The following is a 19,257-nucleotide window of genomic DNA, read 5'->3' as shown; positions in this document are numbered from 1 at the left end:
TGGGTCCGGGACCATCCTTTATATAGGATCAATCAGACTAACTACGCATACTGTGCGTACAGACCCGGTCGTCCACGGTCACCACCCCCACGCGTACCCCGTCACGGTGGCACCATGACGCGGTGACCCACGCACGACAGCTCCCGATTCAGGTCGTCGCCCACCGGGGTGCCTCCGAGGCCGCCCCCGAGCACACCCTGGCCGCGTACAAGAAAGCGATCGAGGACGGCGCGGACGCCCTCGAGTGCGATGTGCGGCTGACGGCGGACGGCCACCTCGTCTGTGTCCACGACCGACGCGTCAACCGTACGTCGAACGGCCGCGGCGCGGTCTCCGCCCTGGAGCTCGCCGACCTGGCCGCCCTGGACTTCGGCTCCTGGAAGAACGGCGACGAGGCCCCCGACTGGGAGGTCACCCCCGAGGACCGGGCGGACACCTCCGTCCTCACCCTCGAACGCCTGCTCGAACTCGTGGCCGACGCCGGGCGCCGGGTCGAGCTGGCCATCGAGACCAAGCACCCCACCCGCTGGGCCGGCCAGGTCGAGGAGCGGCTGCTGGTCCTGCTGAAGCGGTTCGGCCTGGACGCCCCGGAGTCGGCCGCCGACTCACCGGTGCGGATCATGAGCTTCTCGGCGCGCTCGCTGCACCGCGTCCGGGCGGCGTCCCCGACCCTGCCCACGGTCTATCTGACGCAGTTCGTCTCGCCCCGGCTGCGTGACGGCCGGCTGCCGGCCGGTGTCCGGATCGCGGGCCCCTCGATCCGGACCGTGCGCAACCACCCCCTGTACATCGAACGCCTGAAGAACGCCGGGCACCAGGTGCACGTGTGGACGGTGAACGAACCCCAGGACGTCGACCTCTGTGTCGGGCTGGGCGTGGACGCCATCATCACCAACCGGCCGCGCGCGGTCCTCCGTCAACTCGGCCGCTGAGCGCACGAGTTCACACAACTCCGAACACACCGTTCCGGACAACTCCGCACACGCGCTCCGCGACAGTTCCGAACACGCCCCTGTTCACACCTGCGACCACCCCGTCACGCTCCTGCGGCGCCCCCGCGCGGTGGTTGGCGGAGGTAAGAATTCCGCCAAGACGGCCAGGCTCGGAGCAGGGACAAGTCGGCATATCGGGGACGAAATTCAGCCATCCGGCTACGGGGTGTGCACCGGCGCGTTCGGTCCGTATTCGAGTGCGAGGAGTGCGTCAGAGCACGTGGGTTGGCCGGTTTCCAGTCCAGTCCAATGGGGCATTCACACCGTGGCGTGGGGCGAAGGAGGTCTCGGGGGTGGCGTTGGTGGTGGCACAGGAGGTGCCCACGTCGTCGAGCATGGCCGTACCCCATGGCCCTGCGGGCGTGGGGGAAGCGAGGCACCGGATGCGCGATCAGTTGCGCACCGGCGGTGTGGCGGAATCGGTCATCGACGATGCCCTACTGATCCTTTCCGAACTACTCAGCAATGCCTGCAAACACGGCAGGCCGCTCGGCGACGCGTTCGCCGGCGACGGCGACGTGCTCTGCTCCTGGCGCATGGATCCCTCGGGGCGGCTCACGGTCGAGGTGACGGACGGCGGTGGTCCGACCCGCCCTGTTCCGTCCACGCCCTCGGTCACCGCACACGGCGGCCGCGGGCTGAACATCGTCACGGCACTGGCGGACGACTGGGGCGTACGGGACGACGCCCGCGGTGAGGTCACGGTGTGGGTCGTCGTCCAGGACGACGTCTACCGCGCTCACCGCCGGGACGACTTCGCCACCCGGGTCGTCGCCCCCTCGGTCTCCGCCCTCCCCGATCTGGACTTCGCGGACGCGTTCGACGACATGGACTGACGGGCGCATGGACTGACTGCTACATGGGCTGACTGCCACATGGCCGACGGGGACGCGGACTGGCGGGGACACGGACTGACGGGGCATGGACTGACGGGGCATGGACCGACCAGCCGGGCGCTTCCGGTCACAGCGCCGCGCCGCGCCAGGCACATCCGGCCCGAACCGCCGGTTCCGGGACGACTCGGTGCGTTGTCCACAGGGTCCCGTCGGGTGTCGTACGAGCGGCTAGGCTCGCGCGAGTACGAGACGAGCCGTGATCGGGAGACACCCACGATGGCCAAGAAGCGACCCCACACGAAGGCCAAGCGCCCGCAGGGCACCGGCGGAGTCGGCGCCGCAGGCGCCGATGGGCAGGTTCCGGTTGTCGGCGCGCGCGAGCAATGCCCCTGCGGCAGCGGCCGCCGCTACAAGGCCTGCCACGGCCGGGCCGCCGCCCAGGCCGTGACCGAGCTGGTGCAGCGCCCCTTCGAGGGCCTGCCCGGCGAGTGCGACTGGATCGCGCTGCGCGAGCTGGTGCCCGCCGCCACCGTCGAGCTGAAGCTGAAGGACGCGCTCCCCGAAGGCGTCCCGTCGGTGACGCTCGCCACCGTCCTGCCTATGGCGTGGCCCGCGCTGCGCCGCGACGACGGCTCGATCCTGCTCGGCCTGCAGAACGACACCGCGTCCGGTGACATCAGCCGCGACCTCGCCGACACCCTGCAGCGCGCCCTCGTCGCCGAGCCGGGCACTCCGGTTCAGGGGCGCCGCGCCCCGGCCGACGGGCCGCGGCTGCAGGACCTGCTCGACCCCGAAGGTGAGTTCGAGCCAGTTGTGCACACGGGCTTCGAGTTCTGGGTCCCGGACACGGAGAACGCGACTCCGGAGGTGACCGCCTCCCTGGAACGCGCCAACTCCGCAGCGATCCCGACGGTGAAGCTCGCGGGCGTCGACGCGGCCTACTGGTGCGAGACCCCGGAGAAGAACCACCTGCGCTGGGTCATGCCGCACGCCGAGGAGCGGCTGCTGGACGCGCTCGCCCGGCTGCACGCGGCGGGACGTTCGAGCCTCGGCGAGGGCACCCGGCTGGTCGGCTCCTTCCGTGCTCACGGCCTCACCGTGCCGGTCTGGGACCTGCCGACCGGGGTCGGCGCGGACGACGTCGAGAAGCCGGCGGCCGAGTTCGCCGAGCGGCTCGCCGGTGCCCTGGCCGACGAGTCCCCGCTCACGCCGGAGGAGCGCCGGGCGCGTGGCGGTCTCACCAACCGACAGGTCACGCTGAGCTGACGCGGGTTCCCGCGCCGACGGGGCGGTCGGCCGACCGAGTGCGTTCGAAGTGTGGTGACTCCTGTCACAACTCCCCTACGTGACAGGCAAATTCGTGTCCGAATAGCCGAGATCGAATTTGCGAAGCGCCGATCTCTTGTTACGGTTCCATTAGCCCGGTTGCTGGTGCATCCCCCGTCGCCAGCAACCGGGTCTTCTCATGCCCGGGTTCCGCGGCGGCCCCGCTGGACGGAACCCCCTGGGCGTCAACGCCCTTACGAGCGGCCCGAGTTGCTCCCTGAGCGCAGCAACAGCGGTCCCCCGCCGTCCGGTGCCGCGAACTCCGCGACGGCCGTGTACGCCCCCGTCCCGCCCCGCGTACGCTCCCTCGGCGTCTCGCACACCCCCGGCTCGTCGTGCGCGCCCACGGCGCAGTGGATCCGTACGGTGTGCCCGCCGGGCGCCATCATGCTGAGGATCGAACTCAGTTCACGTCCGGTGACGTTGCGGTAGTACGTGCGGGCCCAGGTCCGGTCGCCCTGGGTGAGGACACAGGTCTGCGCCTCGATGCCGTCGGGGGAGGTGAGGTCCGGACCGCAGCGGGCGGCGGTGGCGAGTCCGAGCCCGAGCAGCCGCGGGGAACCCTGATCGTCGTCCGGGGCGCCGGCGTCGTCCGCGGGCTTCGCTTCCGGCCCCTCGGCACCGCCCGCCTTCTGATCGGCGCGGTCGGCGGACTTCTCGACATCGCCGCCTGAGCCGTCCGCGCCACTCCCGGAGCCGTCGGCGCCGCCCCCGGACCCGGCCGTGCCCCCGGCGTCGCCGCTGTCGTCACGGGCGCCGAGGCCGGTGGCGTCGCCGACGCGCCCGGCGGCACGCTCCAGTGCGGAGGTCGGCTCCCGCTCGGGGGTGGCGGCGCGCTCGGACGCGGGAAGGTCGCCGAGCGGGCCCGCGGAGGCGACGAGGGGGAGACCGAGGGCGACCGCGACCGCGACGGTCAGTCCCGCGAGGCGCAGCCGGCGCGGATCCGGCCCGCCGCGCGCCGGCTCGGGGGCCCTACGGCCTTCGAGTGCCCTGCGGCTCTCGGGTGCTCTACGGCTCCGGGGCGGGGGAGCACTGTGACGGCCGCGCGACGGGGCCCCGTGGCCCCCGGGAAGACGCTGCATGTCCGGAAGATAACGACCGACCGGTGGCGCCCGGCCCCGCGCGCGCCGGGCGGGCTCAGAACTCGGGCGCGCTCACACCCGTACGAGTGAGGGCGTCGACGACGGCGTCCACGACCGCCTCGACGTCGGGCACCCAGGGCGCGGCAGAACCGGGCAGGGGTGCCCGCTCCCAGCGGATCAGGCCGTGTCCGGTCTCGGACGGGGGCAGGGCGAGATAGCCGCCCTGGCTGTGGAAGCGGAGGGAGCCGGGGACGAAGTCCTTGGCGTAGAGCAGCTCGCCCAACTGCTCCATGGAGTACGGCGCGACGAGGATCGCCCAGCGGTGCGGGGCCGCGACCACGGGGCCGAGGCGCATACCGGTGCGGTCGAGGGCGGCGAGGGCGCGTGAGGCGGCCGGCGCCGGCAGGCTCACCGCGCAGGGGGCGGTGCCTCCGGTGGCCATCACGATCGGCGCGGTCGGCCGGTTGGTCCACCACCAGCGGACCATGCGCTCGTCGGTGGTGGCGGCCAGCAGGCTGGGGTCGAAGGGGTGAGCGCCGGGCACCACGCACTCGGGGTCCGGGCAGCCGCAGCGGGCACGGCCCTGCGGGTCCGGCGCCACCCCCGGGAGTACGGGCCACTGCCATTCCGTCGCGAACGTCAGGGCCTGCTCAAGAAGCTCGGGCCTCCCGCCGTTGCGCTTGGACAGGAGCCTGCGTCGCTTTCCGGGGATCTCGCGCATGAGCGCTCGTCCTTTCCGTTGCACGCATGGCAACACGGTGGGTCACATCACAACATGTGTCGTTCACTGCACTGTGCGTACCTGCTGGCGCATCACACCCCTGTCGCGGACAAGGGGAACCCCTGCGGGCCGAGCTCGGTTACGTCCGCGTCCATCGCTTGCGTCGACTTGCGTCTGTCAAAAGCATGGGCATGGCGTAGGGGTGGCGGCGCCTGGCGTTTTGCTGTCCCGCATGTGCTCGCCGCCTCCGCCACGGGAGGATGGGGCTCGGTCGTCGGTGGATAGGACGCCCGGGTCCGTCGCCAGGTTCCGGGTGGCCTCCGCCGCCCCTGGCCTTCACCGGGTACGTACCCATCACGACCGCTGTGACGCTCTGTTGAACAACGCCAGTCGACCTCAATACACCGTTCACCACAACACTTTTAGGCCAACTTAGCTTTCTCCAAAGGACTGGACAAGAAGTCTGCGTTCGCACAACGGCGCCCCATGGACACCAGATGTCCTAGCAGGACAATGCTGGACATCCCCTCACGAGTGCGTGTACATGTGGAGACACTGCTAGCGGCGCAGAATGACATGGGGGTTTGCGATGCTTTTGAGCAATACGCACCGGTCGGAAAGCCGGACACCATGAACGCCCCTCACCCTCCGAAAGTGGCTGGAATCGATTCAACGGTTCCCTCTCCCGCACACACTGTCGCGCCCGCGCCCGCCGCCCCGAGCACCCCGACGGCCCCTCCCGCCACAGGACCGGGCACCGCCCCCGGGGCCGTGCTCCAGGACAGACTCGCGGGCTGGGTCTCGGACCTCACGACGCTGCACGAACTCACCGAACGACTGACCCGCACGGACTCGCTCGACAGCGCCCTCACGGAACTCCTGCACGCCGGAGCCGCCCTCGTCGGCGCCCGCCGGGGCCTCGTCGTCCTGGAACCGGCCGACGGACTGGGCCCGGACACCACCGTCGGCCTCGGCCTCGGCCACGCCGACCTCGGGCACATCGAGACCGTGCCCCGCAGCTCCCTGCCGTACGGCCGCATCCTCGACGGACTGCCCGGCGGCGAGGGCGAGATCGCCCAGCCCGACCTGTTCGCCGAGGACGGGCTCGATCCCCGCCACCGCGAGGTCGCCGCCCGGCTCGGCTACGCGGCGAGCTACGCCCTCCCCCTGTCCACCGAGAGGGCCGGCCGGCTCGGCGCCGCCGTCTGGCTGTACGACGAGCCCGCGGAGCCCGTCGAGCGGCAGCGGCATCTCGTCGGGCTGTACACCCGGTACGCCGCCGAGCACCTGGCCCGGATCGTCGAGGTCGAGCGCACGCGCACGTCCATGGCGACCATCGCCGAGGAGCTGCTCCCCTCCCGGCTGCCCCGCGTCTTCGGCGTCCAGCTCGCCGCACGGCACCGCACCGGGCCGCGCGGCGGTGGCGACTGGTACGACGCGCTGCCGCTGCCGGACGCCGCGCTCGGCCTCGCGGTCGGCTCGGTGACGGGGTCGGGGCCGAGTGCGATCGCCGCGATGGGCAGACTGCGGGCCTCGCTGCGCGCCTACGCCGTCATGGAGGGGGAGGACCCCGTCGCGGTCCTCTCCGACCTGGAGCTGCTCCTGCGGCTCACCGAACCGGCCCGCTCCGCCACGGCGCTCTTCGCCTACGTCGAACCCGCGCTGCGCAAGATCACCCTGGCCGGGGCCGGGCACAGTCCGCCGCTGGTGATCGGCGAGCGGCGCACGGAGTACGTGGAGACGTCCCTGTCCGCACCGCTCGGCATGCTCGCCTGCTGGGAGGCGCCCAGCATCGAGCTGACCGCCGAACCAGGAGAAACCGTCCTGCTCTACACCGACGGCCTCCTCCAGCGCACCGGCGAGCCCGTCGACCGTGCCTTCACCCGCCTCCACGCGGCCGCCGCCGGCGTCCCCCGAGCACTGCGCGACGACCCCGGCGCCCTCGCCGACCACATCCTCCGCACGATGCTCCCGGGCGGCCTCGACGAGGCGCACGGCACCGAGGACGTCGTGCTGCTGGCGGCGCGGTTCGAGTAGGGCGACGGATTCGAGGAGGGCGCCTCCGCGATCACGGGTTCGGGGAAGGCCCGCGGGGCCCCGTGACTGCCTCGTGTGAGGGGGCGGTGACCCCTTGTGAGAGGGGGTCGCGGGCCTCTCGGCCGCTGCGGTGCGACCGTACGATGGACGGGGTCCAGTGCCGTACCTAGGAGGATGACCGTGGCGGACGAGCTCGAGCCGGCGATCCCGGAGACCGAGGCGACCGAAGCCGAAGAGCCCATCAAGCAGCGCAAGAACGGCCTGTACCCGGGCGTGTCCGACGAACTGGCCGAGAGCATGAAGTCGGGGTGGGCCGACACCGAGCTGCACGGGCTGGAGCCGATCGCGCAGGCCGCCGAGACCGCCGCCCGTCGCGCCGCGCTCTCCGCGCGCTTCCCCGGCGACCGCCTGGTGATCCCCTCGGGCAACCTGAAGACCCGCTCGAACGACACCGAGTACCCCTTCCGGGCATCCGTCGAGTACGCGTACCTCACGGGCAACCAGACCGAGGACGGCGTCCTCGTCCTGGAGCCCTCGGCCTCGGGCGAGGGTCACGACGCGACGATCTACCTGCTGCCCCGCTCCGACCGGGAGAACGGCGAGTTCTGGCTCTCCGGCCAGGGTGAGCTGTGGGTCGGCCGACGCCACTCGCTGACCGAGTCGGCGAAGCTGTACGGCATCCCCGCCGCCGACGTGCGCGAACTCGCCGACAAGCTGCGCGAGGCCACCGGCCCGGTCCGCGTCGTCCGCGGCTACGACGCCGGCGTCGAGGCGGCCCTCACCGACAAGGTCACCGCCGAGCGCGACGAGGAGCTGCGGGTCTTCCTGTCCGAGGCCCGGATCGTCAAGGACGACTTCGAGATCGGCGAACTGCAGAAGGCCGTCGACTCGACCGTGCGCGGCTTCGAGGACGTCGTACGGGTGCTGGACAAGGCCGAGGCCACGTCCGAGCGCTACATCGAGGGGACGTTCTTCCTGCGTGCCCGGGTCGAGGGCAACGATGTCGGCTACGGCTCCATCTGCGCCGCCGGCCCGCACGCCACCACCCTGCACTGGGTCCGCAACGACGGTCCGGTCCGCTCCGGCGACCTGCTGCTGCTGGACGCGGGTGTCGAGACGCACACGTACTACACGGCCGACGTGACCCGCACCCTGCCGATCAACGGCACGTTCAGCGAGATCCAGAAGAAGATCTACGACGCCGTGTACGACGCCCAGGAGGCCGGTATCGCCGCCGTGCGGCCCGGCGGCAAGTACCGCGACTTCCACGACGCCGCGCAGCACGTGCTGGCCGAACGGCTGGTCCAGTGGGGGCTCGTCGAGGGCCCCGTGGAGCGGGTCCTGGAGCTGGGACTCCAGCGCCGGTGGACCCTCCACGGCACCGGGCACATGCTCGGCATGGACGTCCACGACTGCGCCGCGGCGCGCGTGGAGTCGTACGTCGACGGGACGCTGGAGCCGGGGATGGTGCTGACCGTCGAGCCCGGCCTCTACTTCCAGGCCGACGACCTCACCGTCCCCGAGGAGTACCGGGGCATCGGCGTCCGCATCGAGGACGACATCCTGGTGACGGACGACGGCAACCGCAACCTCAGCGCGGGGTTGCCCCGCAGGTCGGACGAGGTCGAGCTGTGGATGGCCTCGTTGCGGGGTGCGCGGGGCTGAGGAGCCGGTTTTTCGTCTGCGGGCGCGTGGGGGCTGGTCGCGCAGTTCCCCGCGCCCCTGAAAGGCCTACGGCCTTTCGGCCCGAAAAAGCACGGGGCGCAGCCCCTGCTTTTTCAGGGGCGCGGGGAACTGTGCGAGAAGCCCCACCGGACGGACGTCTGAGGGGGACAGAACCCTACGCGGCAGCGACAGGCAGCGCGTCGACGAACAGCGCGCCCGCCAGCAACGACGCACTGCCCCGAGGACTCCACCCCCGCTCCTGAAGATCCACGTCGAACGCCTCCAGCGCCGCCCTCCCCGCCACCGTGCCGGTACCCCCCGCGTCGATCACCCCACGCGCCCCCGCCTGCACATGCCGCAGCCCACGCGGCCCGGCGGTGTACAGCAACTCGGTGTCCTGGAGCGTCGACATCACCGTGAGCAGCGCGTCGAGCCGGGCGTCCGGCTCCGGCGTCCCCGCCGTACGCGCCTTCGCCAGCACGTCCAACGCCCGCCGCACATGGGGGAATCCGGCCCGTGCCTCACCCCGGGCCCCGGCCGCCCCGTACTTGGCGGAGACCGACGATCCCCGGGACGGCCGCCGGGGCGCGCGCCGGTCGGGGTGCGCGGCGATCTTCTTCGCGGTGGCGGCCAGTTCACGCCCCCGCGCCTCCGGGTCCATCGCCGCCGCGGCGACCAGCAGCCCGAGCACCCAGGTGGCGCCCCGGTGGCCGCCCCCGGCGAGCTGCATCGAGTGTTCGGTGCAGCGGCCGATCCCCCCGAGTTCGGCCCGGAGTTCGGGTGTCGCCGCACCGTTGCGGCGGGCGCAGGCCGCCATCGCCGCGAGCCCGGGCACCAGCGCCTTCGCCGACCAGCGCAGGGCGCGGTGGTCCTGCCGGGTGATCCGGGCGCCGAGGTCGCGCGGGTCGGGCAGACCGGGCTTGGGCATGAGTTCCAACTGCCGGGTCAGCGCGGCCACGGCGGCCCGCGCGAGCTTCTCGTCCTCGCGGCTGCTCATGGCCGTACCCTACGAGGCCGACTCGGCGGCCGTGGCGTTGTCGGTGGGGGCGTCCGTCGGGGGCTCGCCCGACGGCGGCGTACCGCCTTCGCCGCCACCGCCGCCGGCGCCGGTGTTCTCGGCGTCGGGGTCGATGCCGAGGGTGAGGAAGCCCCGGTAACCGCGGGCCGGGTCGGCCTTCTTCACGGCCTCCAGGGTGAGCAGACCACTGGCGGCGCCGCCGCCGTCGTAGACCATGTCGTCGTCGAGGGTGGTGTAGCTGCCGGTGTGCCGGGAGTAGGGCTCCAGCGTGAAGACCTGCTGGGCGATCTCGTCGTCGAAGAAGAACTGGCCGGTGTGGTTGACCTTGCCGCCCTCGTACGTGCCGTCCTCCTTCTCTCCGCCGGTGTGCACCTTGACGTGGATGTGGCAGGTGCGCGGGGTGTACCAACCGGGGAAGACGGTCTCGAACTTGACGACCCCGTTCGCGTTCGCGATCTGGTAACCGCGGAGATAGGTGGCGTCGTCGGCGGTCGAGCCGTCCTCGCTCTCGGCGGGCGCCGAGCCGCCGGGATTCGCGGTGGTGTAGCCGGAGTAGTAGCCCCAGGCGTCGCAGTGCCAGATCTCCACGGCGGCGCCGGGGACGGGGGTGCAGCCGTCGGTGGCGTCCACGACCGTGAGCCGGAGGGTCAGCGGAACACCGCTCTTGCCTTCGGTGATGTCCTTGCGGACCAGGGCGCCGTCCAGGTAGTACGGTCCCTCGGTGACGCTGGTCATCAGCGTCATGCAGGTGTCGGCGGTGCTCGTCGTGGCGGCCGTGGCCGTCGCCTCGGCGGTGCCGGTCGTTCCTTCCGCGAACGCCGACTGGTAGCCGGCGACCGCCAGACCGCCGGCGGCGACCGTCCCGCCGGTCACCGCGAGGGCGCGGCGCCGCGTGATCGTTTTGCTGGTGTGGTTTCCCGTCATGGCCCTGAAGTTAGGGACACGGTCCGTCAGGGGGCTGGGGGGCGGCTGTGCGGGGGCTGAGAGTGCCGAGGAGCCCGGAGCGGCCCGGATCGGGGGGTCTTCCGCTCAACTGCCGTGCTCGCGCCGGGCGGTGAGACGGTTCTCACGTTTGCCGCCCCGAATACGGACGAGGCTTGTGGTGCCGTCCGAAGCACTCCTCGGCGTCGGCTATGTTCTGGTCGCGACCAGCAGCCGACCGGATATTCGGCGCTGTTCGCCCGGTCGGCCGCTAACTTCTTCTGCGGCCGGTGCTCGAGTGAGAAATTCCTGTCGGCATCTGCTTCATCGAGCCGCAAGACTCCGCAACCCCGTCAGTTTCCACGCACAGATTGATGAGGTCCCCATGAACGCATCCCTCGACCCCACGGCCGAAGAGTCGGGCCCCGCGGCCGCCGTCGGTCCGGAGCGGGTGTCCTTGGTGCAGTTGGCGGCGCGGAGCGGCGGCGCGCTCTCGCCCGCCCTGACCCGTGCCATCTCCCACGGCGCCGAACGCCGGGGTCCGGCGAGGGTCGCGGTGGCGGCCTTCCAGTCCTCCGTCTGACACCGCCCACGCCCACCGACCCCGCCGGGACCATCGACATCACATGACCGTCATGGGCCGACCGCCCCTGCCCCTGCGTCAGTTCGTGCTGAAGATGCACAGTCGCTGCGACCTCGCGTGCGACCACTGCTACGTGTACGAGCACGCCGACCAGAGCTGGAGCCGTCGGCCCGTGGTGGTGTCGGACGAGGTCCTGTGCCGCACGGCGGAGCGCATCGCCGAACACGCCGGGGCGCACGGGCTGGCCGCCGTCCATGTGGTCCTGCACGGCGGCGAGCCCCTCCTCGCGGGCCGGACCCGGCTGCGCAGGGCCGCCACCGAGCTGAGGACCGCCCTGAGCGGCGTGTGCGAGCTGGACCTGCGGATCCACACCAACGCCGTCACGCTCGACGAACGGTTCCTGGACCTGTTCGACGAGTTCGACATCAAGGTCGGTGTCTCGCTGGACGGCGACCGGGCCGCGAACGACCTGCATCGCCGCTACGCGGACGGGCGCAGCAGCCACGACCGGGTCCTCCGGGGCATCGCCCTGCTCAACCGGCCCCGCCACCGCCATCTCTTCGCCGGCATCCTCTGCACCGTCGACCTGCGCAACGACCCGGTCGCCGTCCATGACGCGCTCGCCGCGCTCGCCCCGCCCCGCGTCGACTTCCTCCTCCCGCACGCCACCTGGGACGAGCCGCCCGCGCGCCCGGACGGCGACGGCTCCGGCACGGCGTACGCGCGCTGGCTGCTGGCCGTCCACGACCGCTGGACCGCGACCGGCCGCTCCATGGACGTCCGGGTGTTCGAGTCGGTGCTGCGGACCCTGCGCGGCGAGAGCAGCCTGACCGAGTCGCTGGGGCTGGCGCCCGCCGATCTCGCCGTGATCGAGACCGACGGGACCTTCGAGCAGGCGGACTCCCTCAAGACCGCGCACGACGGGGCGCCCGCCACCGGCCTGGACGTGTTCGGCCACTCCCTGGACGAGGTCGCCGCGCATCCGGGCATCGTGGCCCGGCAGCAGGGCCTGGACGGGCTGGCCGAAGAGTGCCGGGCCTGCCCGGTGGTGCGCTCGTGCGGCGGCGGCCTCTACGCCCACCGGTACCGCTCCGACGGCAGCGGCTTCCGCAATCCGTCCGTGTACTGCTCCGACCTGCTGTCCCTCATCACCGACCTCCGGGACCGTCATATGACCGACCAGTCCGCGCGGCCGGCGCTCGCCGGCCACCACCTGGCCGAGCTGGCCACCGGACGCGGCACGGGCGCCACGGTGGACCTGCTGGCCCGTCACCAGCTCGCCCTGGCCCGTGAACTGCTGGGCCTCGTCCGGCACGAGACGACGCTCGCGCCGGCCTCGGAGGCCGGCCAGGAGGCGCGGGGCACCCAGGAGGCCTGGGACACGCTGACCGCCCTCGACAGCGAGGCCCCGGAAGCCGTGGACCGGGTGCTGGCCCACCCCTACGTACGGTCCTGGGCGCTGGGCGCCCTCGGGGCCCGGCCGCCGGCGGGACCGCCCGGGAGCGCCGGGACGGCCGCGGCGACCGCCGCTCGCGGGATGGCGGAGATCGCCGCCGCCGCAGCGCTGCGGGCCGGGCTCCGGGCGTCGTTGGTCGTCCCGGTGCACGGCGGGCTGCTGCGGCTGCCCACGCTCGGGACGCTGACGGTGGACGCCGGCGCCGAACGGGCCCTGGTGCGCACGGACGTCGACGGCTGCACGGTCCACGTGGGCGACCGGACGTACGCCATCGCCCCGAGCGGCACCGCGGACCCCGCCTGGCGGGGCAGCCGGCGGTTCGAACTGGACGGCTGGTCCGTGACCTTGGAGGACACCGATCCCTGGCGGGACTGCCACGGCCATCCGGCGCAGCCCCGGCTCACCGAGGGGGAGGCCGAGGCGTGGCGGGCCGACCTGACCGAGGCCTGGGCCTGGATCCGGCGCGAACTGCCCGCGTACGCGCCGGGTATCGCCGCCGGGCTCCGGGTGATCACACCTCTCGCGCCCTCCCGCGAGGGCGTGGACATCAGCTCCGCGGCGCGTGACGCCTTCGGGGCGGTGGCCATCGCCCGCCCGACCGCGCCGGAGAACCTGGCGCTGCTCCTCGTCCATGAGTTCCAGCACGTGAAGCTGGGGGCCGTGCTGGATCTGGTCGACCTCCACGACCCGGCCTGCGAGACGTTGTTCTACGCGCCCTGGCGTCCCGACCCGCGCCCGCTGGAGGGGCTGCTGCAGGGGACGTACGCGCATCTCGCGGTGGTCGACTTCTGGCGGGCCCGGTGGCGCGGCGGGGGCGATCCGGAGGCCGAGGTGCGGTTCTCCCGGTGGCGGGACCAGACGGCGGAGGCGGCGGGGACGCTGGCGGACTCCGGGGCGCTGACGGAGGCCGGGAAGCGGTTCGTGGCGGGGCTCCGGGAGGCCCTGGCGAGGGACGAGGTGAGCGCGGACGCCCTGCGGGCGGCCCGGCGGGAGGCGGAGGAGCACCGGCGGGCTGTGCGGCCGTAGGGGAACGGGTGGGGAGTGCGGGGAGCAAGAGGGGAGTGCGGGGGAGCGAGAGGGCGCGAGGGGGAGCGCTCGGGAGTGAGAGGGAGCGCGGCGGCCCCGCGCTTCCGCTTGCTTGTTCGAGGGCTGTACGTGGGGCGAGCCGGCGCCCGGACATTGGGCCCGTTCGTCATATTCCACGTGCCCCTGCCCGCTTCCTACACTGAGGAAAGTCCGGGCATCGGGGGGCATGGGTGCGAGGAGATGCGGCCAGGGGCGGCGGAAGCCCTTATTTCTTCCTCAGTTACGCGCACACGCCGCGAAATGACGCCGGTGACACGGATCCGAACATCTGGGTGAGAAAGCTGTACGACGGGCTCTGCGCGCACATCATGCAGATGACCGATCTGCCGCGCGGCGCACGGGCCGGCTTCCTGGACCAGGGCATGGCGGTCGGCACCCGGTGGACCGACGAGCTGTCGGAGAACCTCGCGCGCTGCAAGGTGTTCGTCCCCCTGTACTCGCCGCGCTACTTCATCAGCGAGCAGTGCGGGCGGGAGTGGTGGGCCTTCAGCCAGCGGCAGATCAGCCACCGGGCCCGGGGCGGCGCCGCCCGGGAGCACGCGATCATCCCCGCGTTATGGGTGCCCGTGGAACCCGCCCAATTACCGCACGCGGCCAAGGACCTCCAGTTCAACCATGTGTCCTTCGGCCAGGACTACGCGGAGGAGGGGTTCTACGGGCTCACCAAACTCCGTTATCTCAGGGACGAGTACGAGCGGGCCCTGTACCGGCTGGCCAAGCAGATCGTGCACGTCGCCAAGGTCACCGAGCTGGACGAGGGGCAGACGTACGACGAGTACGAGTCGCTGCCCAGCGCGTTCGGCACCTCGGGCCACCCCCCGGAGTTCGACATCACCGTCATGGCGTGCACCCGCTCCGACCTGCCGCCGGGCCGTGAACCCGACTGCTACGGACAGCTGCCGCGCGACTGGAACCCGTACCACCCGGCCTCGACGCGCCCGCTCGGCGAGCACGCGGCGGACCTGGTGCGCACCATGGACTACAAGGTCAACATCGGGGACTTCGAGAAGGACGCCGACCGGCTGCTCGGCCCCGGCCCGCCCCGCGCCCCCGGACTGCTGCTGCTCGACAGGTGGGCCCTCGCCTCCGCCCGCGGCCGGGAGTTGATGGAGCGGCTGGGCGAGGAGCAGCGGCCGTGGATCAGCGTGATGATCCCCCGGTGCGACGAGGACGCCGGTCCGGCGCGGGAGAAGAGGCTGGTGGCGCTCACCGAGAGGGCCCTGGCCGCGCGGACGACGGAGGGCAGCGGCCACCGGACCCTCAACGGCGGCATCCGCACCCTGGACGCCTTCGGCAACGAGCTGCAGACGGCCGTGAAGCAGGCCGTGGCCTCCTACGAGGCACACGCACGGACCTATCCACCGGCGGGACCCCTCGTCGCACCCCCGCGGCTGCGGGGCCCGGCGGACCTGGGCGGCTAGGCCCCGGTGTCACCGGGACGTACCGGGAGTACGGCAAGAGCGGGTCGGACAGGGCGGAGGACGGCAGAAGCATGACGGAGAACCGCAACGGCACGGTCATCACGTTCTACTCGTACAAGGGCGGCACCGGCCGGACCATGACGCTCGCGAACGTGGCGTGGATCCTGGCCGCGGGCGGCCATCGCGTCCTGGCCGTCGACTGGGACCTGGAGGCCCCCGGCCTGCACAAGTTCTTCCACCCCTTTCTCAACCCGGCGATGCTCCGGGCCACCCCCGGGCTGAGCAATCTCATCAGCGACTACCGCCGGGAGGCGCTGCGCGACCTGCCCGACCGAGCCCCGGACTGGCACCGCAGGTACGCCCGCGTCCGGCCGCACGCGCTGACCCTCGACTGGACGTTCCCCGAGGGCGGCAGCCTGGACTTCCTCTCCGCCGGGCGGCGGCACGACGACTACCCCGTGATCGGCAACATGGACTGGGACCTCTTCTACGCCAGTTACGGCGGCGGCCAGTTCTTCGAGGCGATGCGCGCGGACATGCGGCGCCACTACGACTACACCCTGATCGACAGCCGTACGGGACTCAGCGACCTCGCCGACGTCTGCACCGTGCAGATGCCCCACACCCTCGTCGTCTGCTACACCCTCAGCGGCCAGAGCATCGAGGGCGCCGCCGCCGTCGCGCAGAGCGTCCGGGAGCGGTTCGGCCACAAGGGCATCCGGATCCTGCCGCTCGCCATGCGCATCGACCTCGGCGAGAAGGACAAGCTCGACGCCGGGCGCGCGCTGGCCCGGGAGCGCTTCGCCGGACTGCCCGCCGGCCTCGACGGCGACCGGCTGACCGACTACTGGTCCTCGATGGAGGTCCTCTACCAGCCGTACTACGCCTACGAGGAGATCCTGGCGGCCTTCGGCGACCCGCCGAAGACGGCGAACTCCATGCTGAGCGCCTGCGAACGGGTCACCTCCGTCATCACCGAGGGCCGGGTCACCCGGCTCCCGCTGATCGGCGAGGAGAAGCGGGCCCGGTACAAGGCCGCGTACACCCGGCGGCGCCCGCTGCCCGTCTCCCGGCTGGTGCTGTACTACGTCTCCGAGGACCGGATGTGGGTCGACTGGCTGGAGTCGGTGCTGCGGGACGCCGGCTTCGACGTGGCGCCGATGGACGTCCGGGCGCTGCCGCAGGACGCCGGCGGACTGCCGGGGGACGACGGCCGGGCGGCGTCCGGCGCCGAGGACACGGCCGACGGCTCGGAGCGGCTGCTCGCCGTGGTCTCCCCCGCCTTCCTCGACTCCCGGCGGGCGCGCCGGGCCTGGGAGGACGCCGTGCACGCCGACGGGCGCAAGCCGGGGAACCGGCCGGTGGCGGTCCGCGTCGACGACGTCCGGCTCAGCCTGCCGCACTCCTCCCGGGGCGCCATCGACCTCACCCGGCTGGACGAGGAACGGGCGTACCGGACCCTGCTGACGAGCCTCGACCACCCGGACGTCCTGTCCGCGCCGCCGCGCGGCGGCGCCCGCTTCCCCAACACCGGCACCCGGATCTCCAACGTCCAGCCCCGCTACCCGTGGTTCACCGGCCGCTCACCGATCCTGGACCGGCTGCGCGAGCGCCTGGTCAGCGGCCGCTCCGGGCAACGGCTGCCGCAGGTGCTGCACGGTCTGGGCGGGGTGGGCAAGTCCCAGCTGGCCCGCGAGTACGCCCACCGGTTCAAGGCGGACTACGACCTGGTGTGGTGGATCGACGCCGAACAGCCGGACCTGGTGCTGCCCAAGGTGGCCGCCCTCGCGCAGGAACTGGACCTGCCGGTCGGCGACGACGTCTCCGAGGCGGCGGAGGCGGCGATGAGAGCCCTCCGGCAGGGCGACCCGTGCGCCCGCTGGCTGCTGATCTTCGACAACGTCCCGGACCTGAACCTGGCGTTGCCGCTCTTCCCGGGCCAGACGGCTCCCCTGCGGGACCACGTCTACGGGCACATCCTGGTCACCACCCGCGACCGGCCCGGCTCGACGCTGGTGCAGTCGCTGGAGATGGAGGTCTTCACCCGTGAGGAGAGCGTGGAGCACCTGTGCCGCCGGGTGCCCGGACTGCGGGAGAACGACGCCGACCGGGTCGCCGACGCGCTGGGCGACCTGCCGCTGGCCGTGGAGGTCGCGGCCGCCTGGCTGGAGGCGACGGCGACACCGGTGGAGGAGTACATCGACCAGCTCCGGGAGCAGTCCACCCGGGTGCTGTCGGTGCAGGAGGCGGTGAACGCGGTGGAGTACCCGTCCTCCGTCGGCGCCACCTGGAACATCTCCATCACCCGGCTGCGCGAGGAGTCCCCGGCCGCCGCCCGGCTGCTCGAACTGTGCGCCTTCTTCTCCGCCGAGCCCATCTCCATGACCCTGATCAGCAGCGACGCGATGATCGACGCCCTGCTGCCCTACGACCGCGACCTGCGCGCCCGCTACATGCTCGGCCGCGTCACCCAGGCCCTGAACCGCTTCGCCCTCGCCAAGGTCGACTCCGCCGACAACTCCATCCAGGTGCACCGGCTGGTGCAGGCGGCGGTGCGGGACAGTCTGGACGACCAGCGGTACGTGGAGACCATCCACGAGGTGCACCGCATCCTGGCCGCCGCGCGGCCGCGCGAGGGCGCCGTGGACGATCCCGCGCAGTGGCTCGGGTTCGAGGTGATCTGGCCGCATCTGATGCCCTCGAACATCCGCGAGTGCGCGGAGGAGGAGCCCCGCCAGCTGATGGTGGACCGCGTCCGCTACCTGGGAAAACGCGGCGACCTCCAGGCCGCCCGCGACCTGGCCACCGACCTCGACGAGCTGTGGACGAACGAGATCCTGGACGGCGACGACGAGCAGGTCCTCAACCTCCGCTTCCAGTTGGCCAACGTGATGCGCTCGCAGGGCGACTACCAGGCCGCGCGGGCGATGGACGAGCGGACCCTGGACGGCCAGCGCCGGCTGCTGGGCGAGGACCATCCGAACATCCTGATGACCTCGGGCAGCCTGGCCGCCGACCTCCGCGCGCTGGGCCGCTACAAGGAGGCGCTGGACCTGGACCTGCGCATCCACCTGGGCTTCAAGGAGATCTTCGGCGACGACCATCCGCGTACGCTCTCGGCGGCCAACAACCTGGCCATCGACCTGCGGCTGGCCGGCGACAGCGAAGCCGCCCGCCGGCTCACCGAGGACACGGTCCGCCGCCGCACCGCGCTGCTCGGCCCGACCCATCCCTACACGCTCGCCACCAAGGGGCACCACGCGCGCGACCTGCGCGACCTCGGGGACTACCGGACCTCCGCCGAGCTGCTGCGCGAGGTCCGCGAGAGCTTCGAACAGGTGTTCAATCCAGGGGTGCCCGAGGTCCTCCAGGCCGACAAGAGCCTCGCGGTCTCGCTGCGCAAGGCGGGCCGCACCGCAGAGGCACTGCGGATCACCGAGGAGACCTGGAAGACGTACGCCCGCTACCACGACCGCTACGGCAGCACCATTCCCGAGGTCCTGGCCTGCGGGCTCAACCTGGCCGCCGACTACTTCGCCACGGACCCCGAGGACGGTCCGGCACGGGCGGTCCACCAGGTCGAGGAGGTGCTGGACGGGTACCAGGACTCGTTCGGCGCCGAACACCCGTTCACCATGTACTGCTTCAACAACCTCGCCATGTACCACCGGGCCCTCGGCGACATCGAGAAGGCGGAGGAGCTGAGCCGTCACGCCCGCGACTGCCTGGCGGCCACGCTCGGGGACGACCACCCGGCCGTGCTCTCCGCCGGCCTCAACCTGGCCAACGCGTACGGGGACCGGGGCCTGTACGACCACGCCGAGCGCTCGGAGCGCCAGGCCGTGGAGGGGCTGCGCCGACGGTTCGGCGCCGACCACCCCGATGTGCTGGTCGGCATGGGCAATCTGGCGATCACGCTGCGGGCCACGGGGGACGGGGAGGCCGCGGCGCTCCAGGAGAAGGCGGCGACCCGGCTGGCCCAACTACTGGGCCGGAGCCACCCGGTGACCACGCTGGTCCGGGGCTGGCAGCGGGTGGGGAGGGATCTGGAGCCGCACCAGATCTGAGGGGGCGGGTGGTTCCTGGAGGCGCCGGGGCACTCACTCTCAGGGC

13 protein-coding genes are annotated in these 19,257 nt (G+C 72.3%); 9 read left to right on the top strand and 4 right to left on the bottom strand.

All coding sequences use genetic code 11. From position 1 onward, the window contains the following. The first annotated feature begins 122 nt into the window (after window positions 1-122). From HW837_RS04405 to HW837_RS04395, 3 genes are all read left to right on the top strand, one after another. Window positions 123-932, top strand: coding sequence for a glycerophosphodiester phosphodiesterase (locus tag HW837_RS04405; protein WP_045558442.1), 810 nt, complete (start codon window positions 123-125; stop codon window positions 930-932). A gap of 266 nt (window positions 933-1,198) precedes the next feature. After that, complete coding sequence (locus tag HW837_RS04400) at window positions 1,199-1,828, top strand: ATP-binding protein (RefSeq protein ID WP_078853516.1); 630 nt, start codon at window positions 1,199-1,201, stop codon at window positions 1,826-1,828. Between the two features lie 276 nt (window positions 1,829-2,104). Next, a complete protein-coding gene (locus tag HW837_RS04395; protein ID WP_045558444.1) occupies window positions 2,105-3,094 on the top strand; it encodes a DUF5926 family protein in 990 nt (329 codons plus the stop codon). Between the two features lie 254 nt (window positions 3,095-3,348). Here HW837_RS04395 and HW837_RS04390 read toward each other — a convergent pair whose 3' ends face one another. Both HW837_RS04390 and HW837_RS04385 read right to left on the bottom strand, forming a co-directional pair. Further along, window positions 3,349-4,236: a hypothetical protein gene (locus HW837_RS04390; RefSeq protein ID WP_390623551.1), complete on the bottom strand. Its 888-nt coding sequence runs from the start codon at window positions 4,234-4,236 to the stop codon at window positions 3,349-3,351. A 55-nt stretch (window positions 4,237-4,291) separates the two neighbouring features. Beyond that, complete coding sequence (locus HW837_RS04385) at window positions 4,292-4,957, bottom strand: bifunctional DNA primase/polymerase (protein WP_193379344.1); 666 nt, start codon at window positions 4,955-4,957, stop codon at window positions 4,292-4,294. 513 nt (window positions 4,958-5,470) lie between these two features. Between HW837_RS04385 and HW837_RS04380 the strand changes: the two genes are divergently transcribed. Both HW837_RS04380 and HW837_RS04375 read left to right on the top strand, forming a co-directional pair. Then, window positions 5,471-6,994 carry a PP2C family protein-serine/threonine phosphatase gene (locus HW837_RS04380; protein WP_078853518.1) on the top strand — a complete coding sequence of 508 codons (1,524 nt, stop codon included), beginning with the start codon at window positions 5,471-5,473 and terminating at the stop codon, window positions 6,992-6,994. Window positions 6,995-7,168: 174 nt separating this feature from the next. Beyond that, a complete protein-coding gene (locus tag HW837_RS04375) occupies window positions 7,169-8,659 on the top strand; it encodes an aminopeptidase P family protein (protein WP_045558447.1) in 1,491 nt (496 codons plus the stop codon). A gap of 175 nt (window positions 8,660-8,834) precedes the next feature. On the opposite strand, the gene HW837_RS04370 is transcribed toward HW837_RS04375, so the two are convergent. Beyond that, the gene (locus HW837_RS04370; protein WP_045558448.1) at window positions 8,835-9,656 is read right to left on the bottom strand and encodes a triphosphoribosyl-dephospho-CoA synthase; all 822 of its coding nucleotides are present in this window, start codon (window positions 9,654-9,656) and stop codon (window positions 8,835-8,837) included. Window positions 9,657-9,665: 9 nt separating this feature from the next. After that, window positions 9,666-10,601, bottom strand: a complete 936-nt coding sequence (locus HW837_RS04365; RefSeq protein ID WP_177261929.1) for an intradiol ring-cleavage dioxygenase — start codon at window positions 10,599-10,601, stop codon at window positions 9,666-9,668. A gap of 382 nt (window positions 10,602-10,983) precedes the next feature. On the opposite strand from HW837_RS04365, the gene fxsA reads away from it, so the two are divergent. From fxsA to fxsT, 4 genes are all read left to right on the top strand, one after another. Beyond that, complete coding sequence (fxsA, locus tag HW837_RS04360) at window positions 10,984-11,181, top strand: FxSxx-COOH cyclophane-containing RiPP peptide (RefSeq protein WP_193379345.1); 198 nt, start codon at window positions 10,984-10,986, stop codon at window positions 11,179-11,181. Window positions 11,182-11,224: 43 nt separating this feature from the next. Further along, complete coding sequence (locus tag HW837_RS04355; protein WP_093790335.1) at window positions 11,225-13,663, top strand: FxsB family cyclophane-forming radical SAM/SPASM peptide maturase; 2,439 nt, start codon at window positions 11,225-11,227, stop codon at window positions 13,661-13,663. 230 nt (window positions 13,664-13,893) lie between these two features. Further along, window positions 13,894-15,144, top strand: coding sequence for a TIR-like protein FxsC (locus HW837_RS49905; protein WP_060884057.1), 1,251 nt, complete (start codon window positions 13,894-13,896; stop codon window positions 15,142-15,144). A gap of 71 nt (window positions 15,145-15,215) precedes the next feature. Further along, window positions 15,216-19,211 carry an FxSxx-COOH system tetratricopeptide repeat protein gene (fxsT, locus tag HW837_RS04345; RefSeq protein ID WP_045558452.1) on the top strand — a complete coding sequence of 1,332 codons (3,996 nt, stop codon included), beginning with the start codon at window positions 15,216-15,218 and terminating at the stop codon, window positions 19,209-19,211. Window positions 19,212-19,257 lie beyond the last annotated feature (46 nt).

The sequence above is a fragment of the Streptomyces caniscabiei genome (assembly GCF_014930365.1).
GTDB classification, from domain to species: Bacteria; Actinomycetota; Actinomycetes; order Streptomycetales; family Streptomycetaceae; genus Streptomyces; species Streptomyces caniscabiei.
The sequence above is the reverse complement of the archived record's forward strand: the minus strand, read 5'-3'. Positions and strand labels throughout refer to the sequence as shown.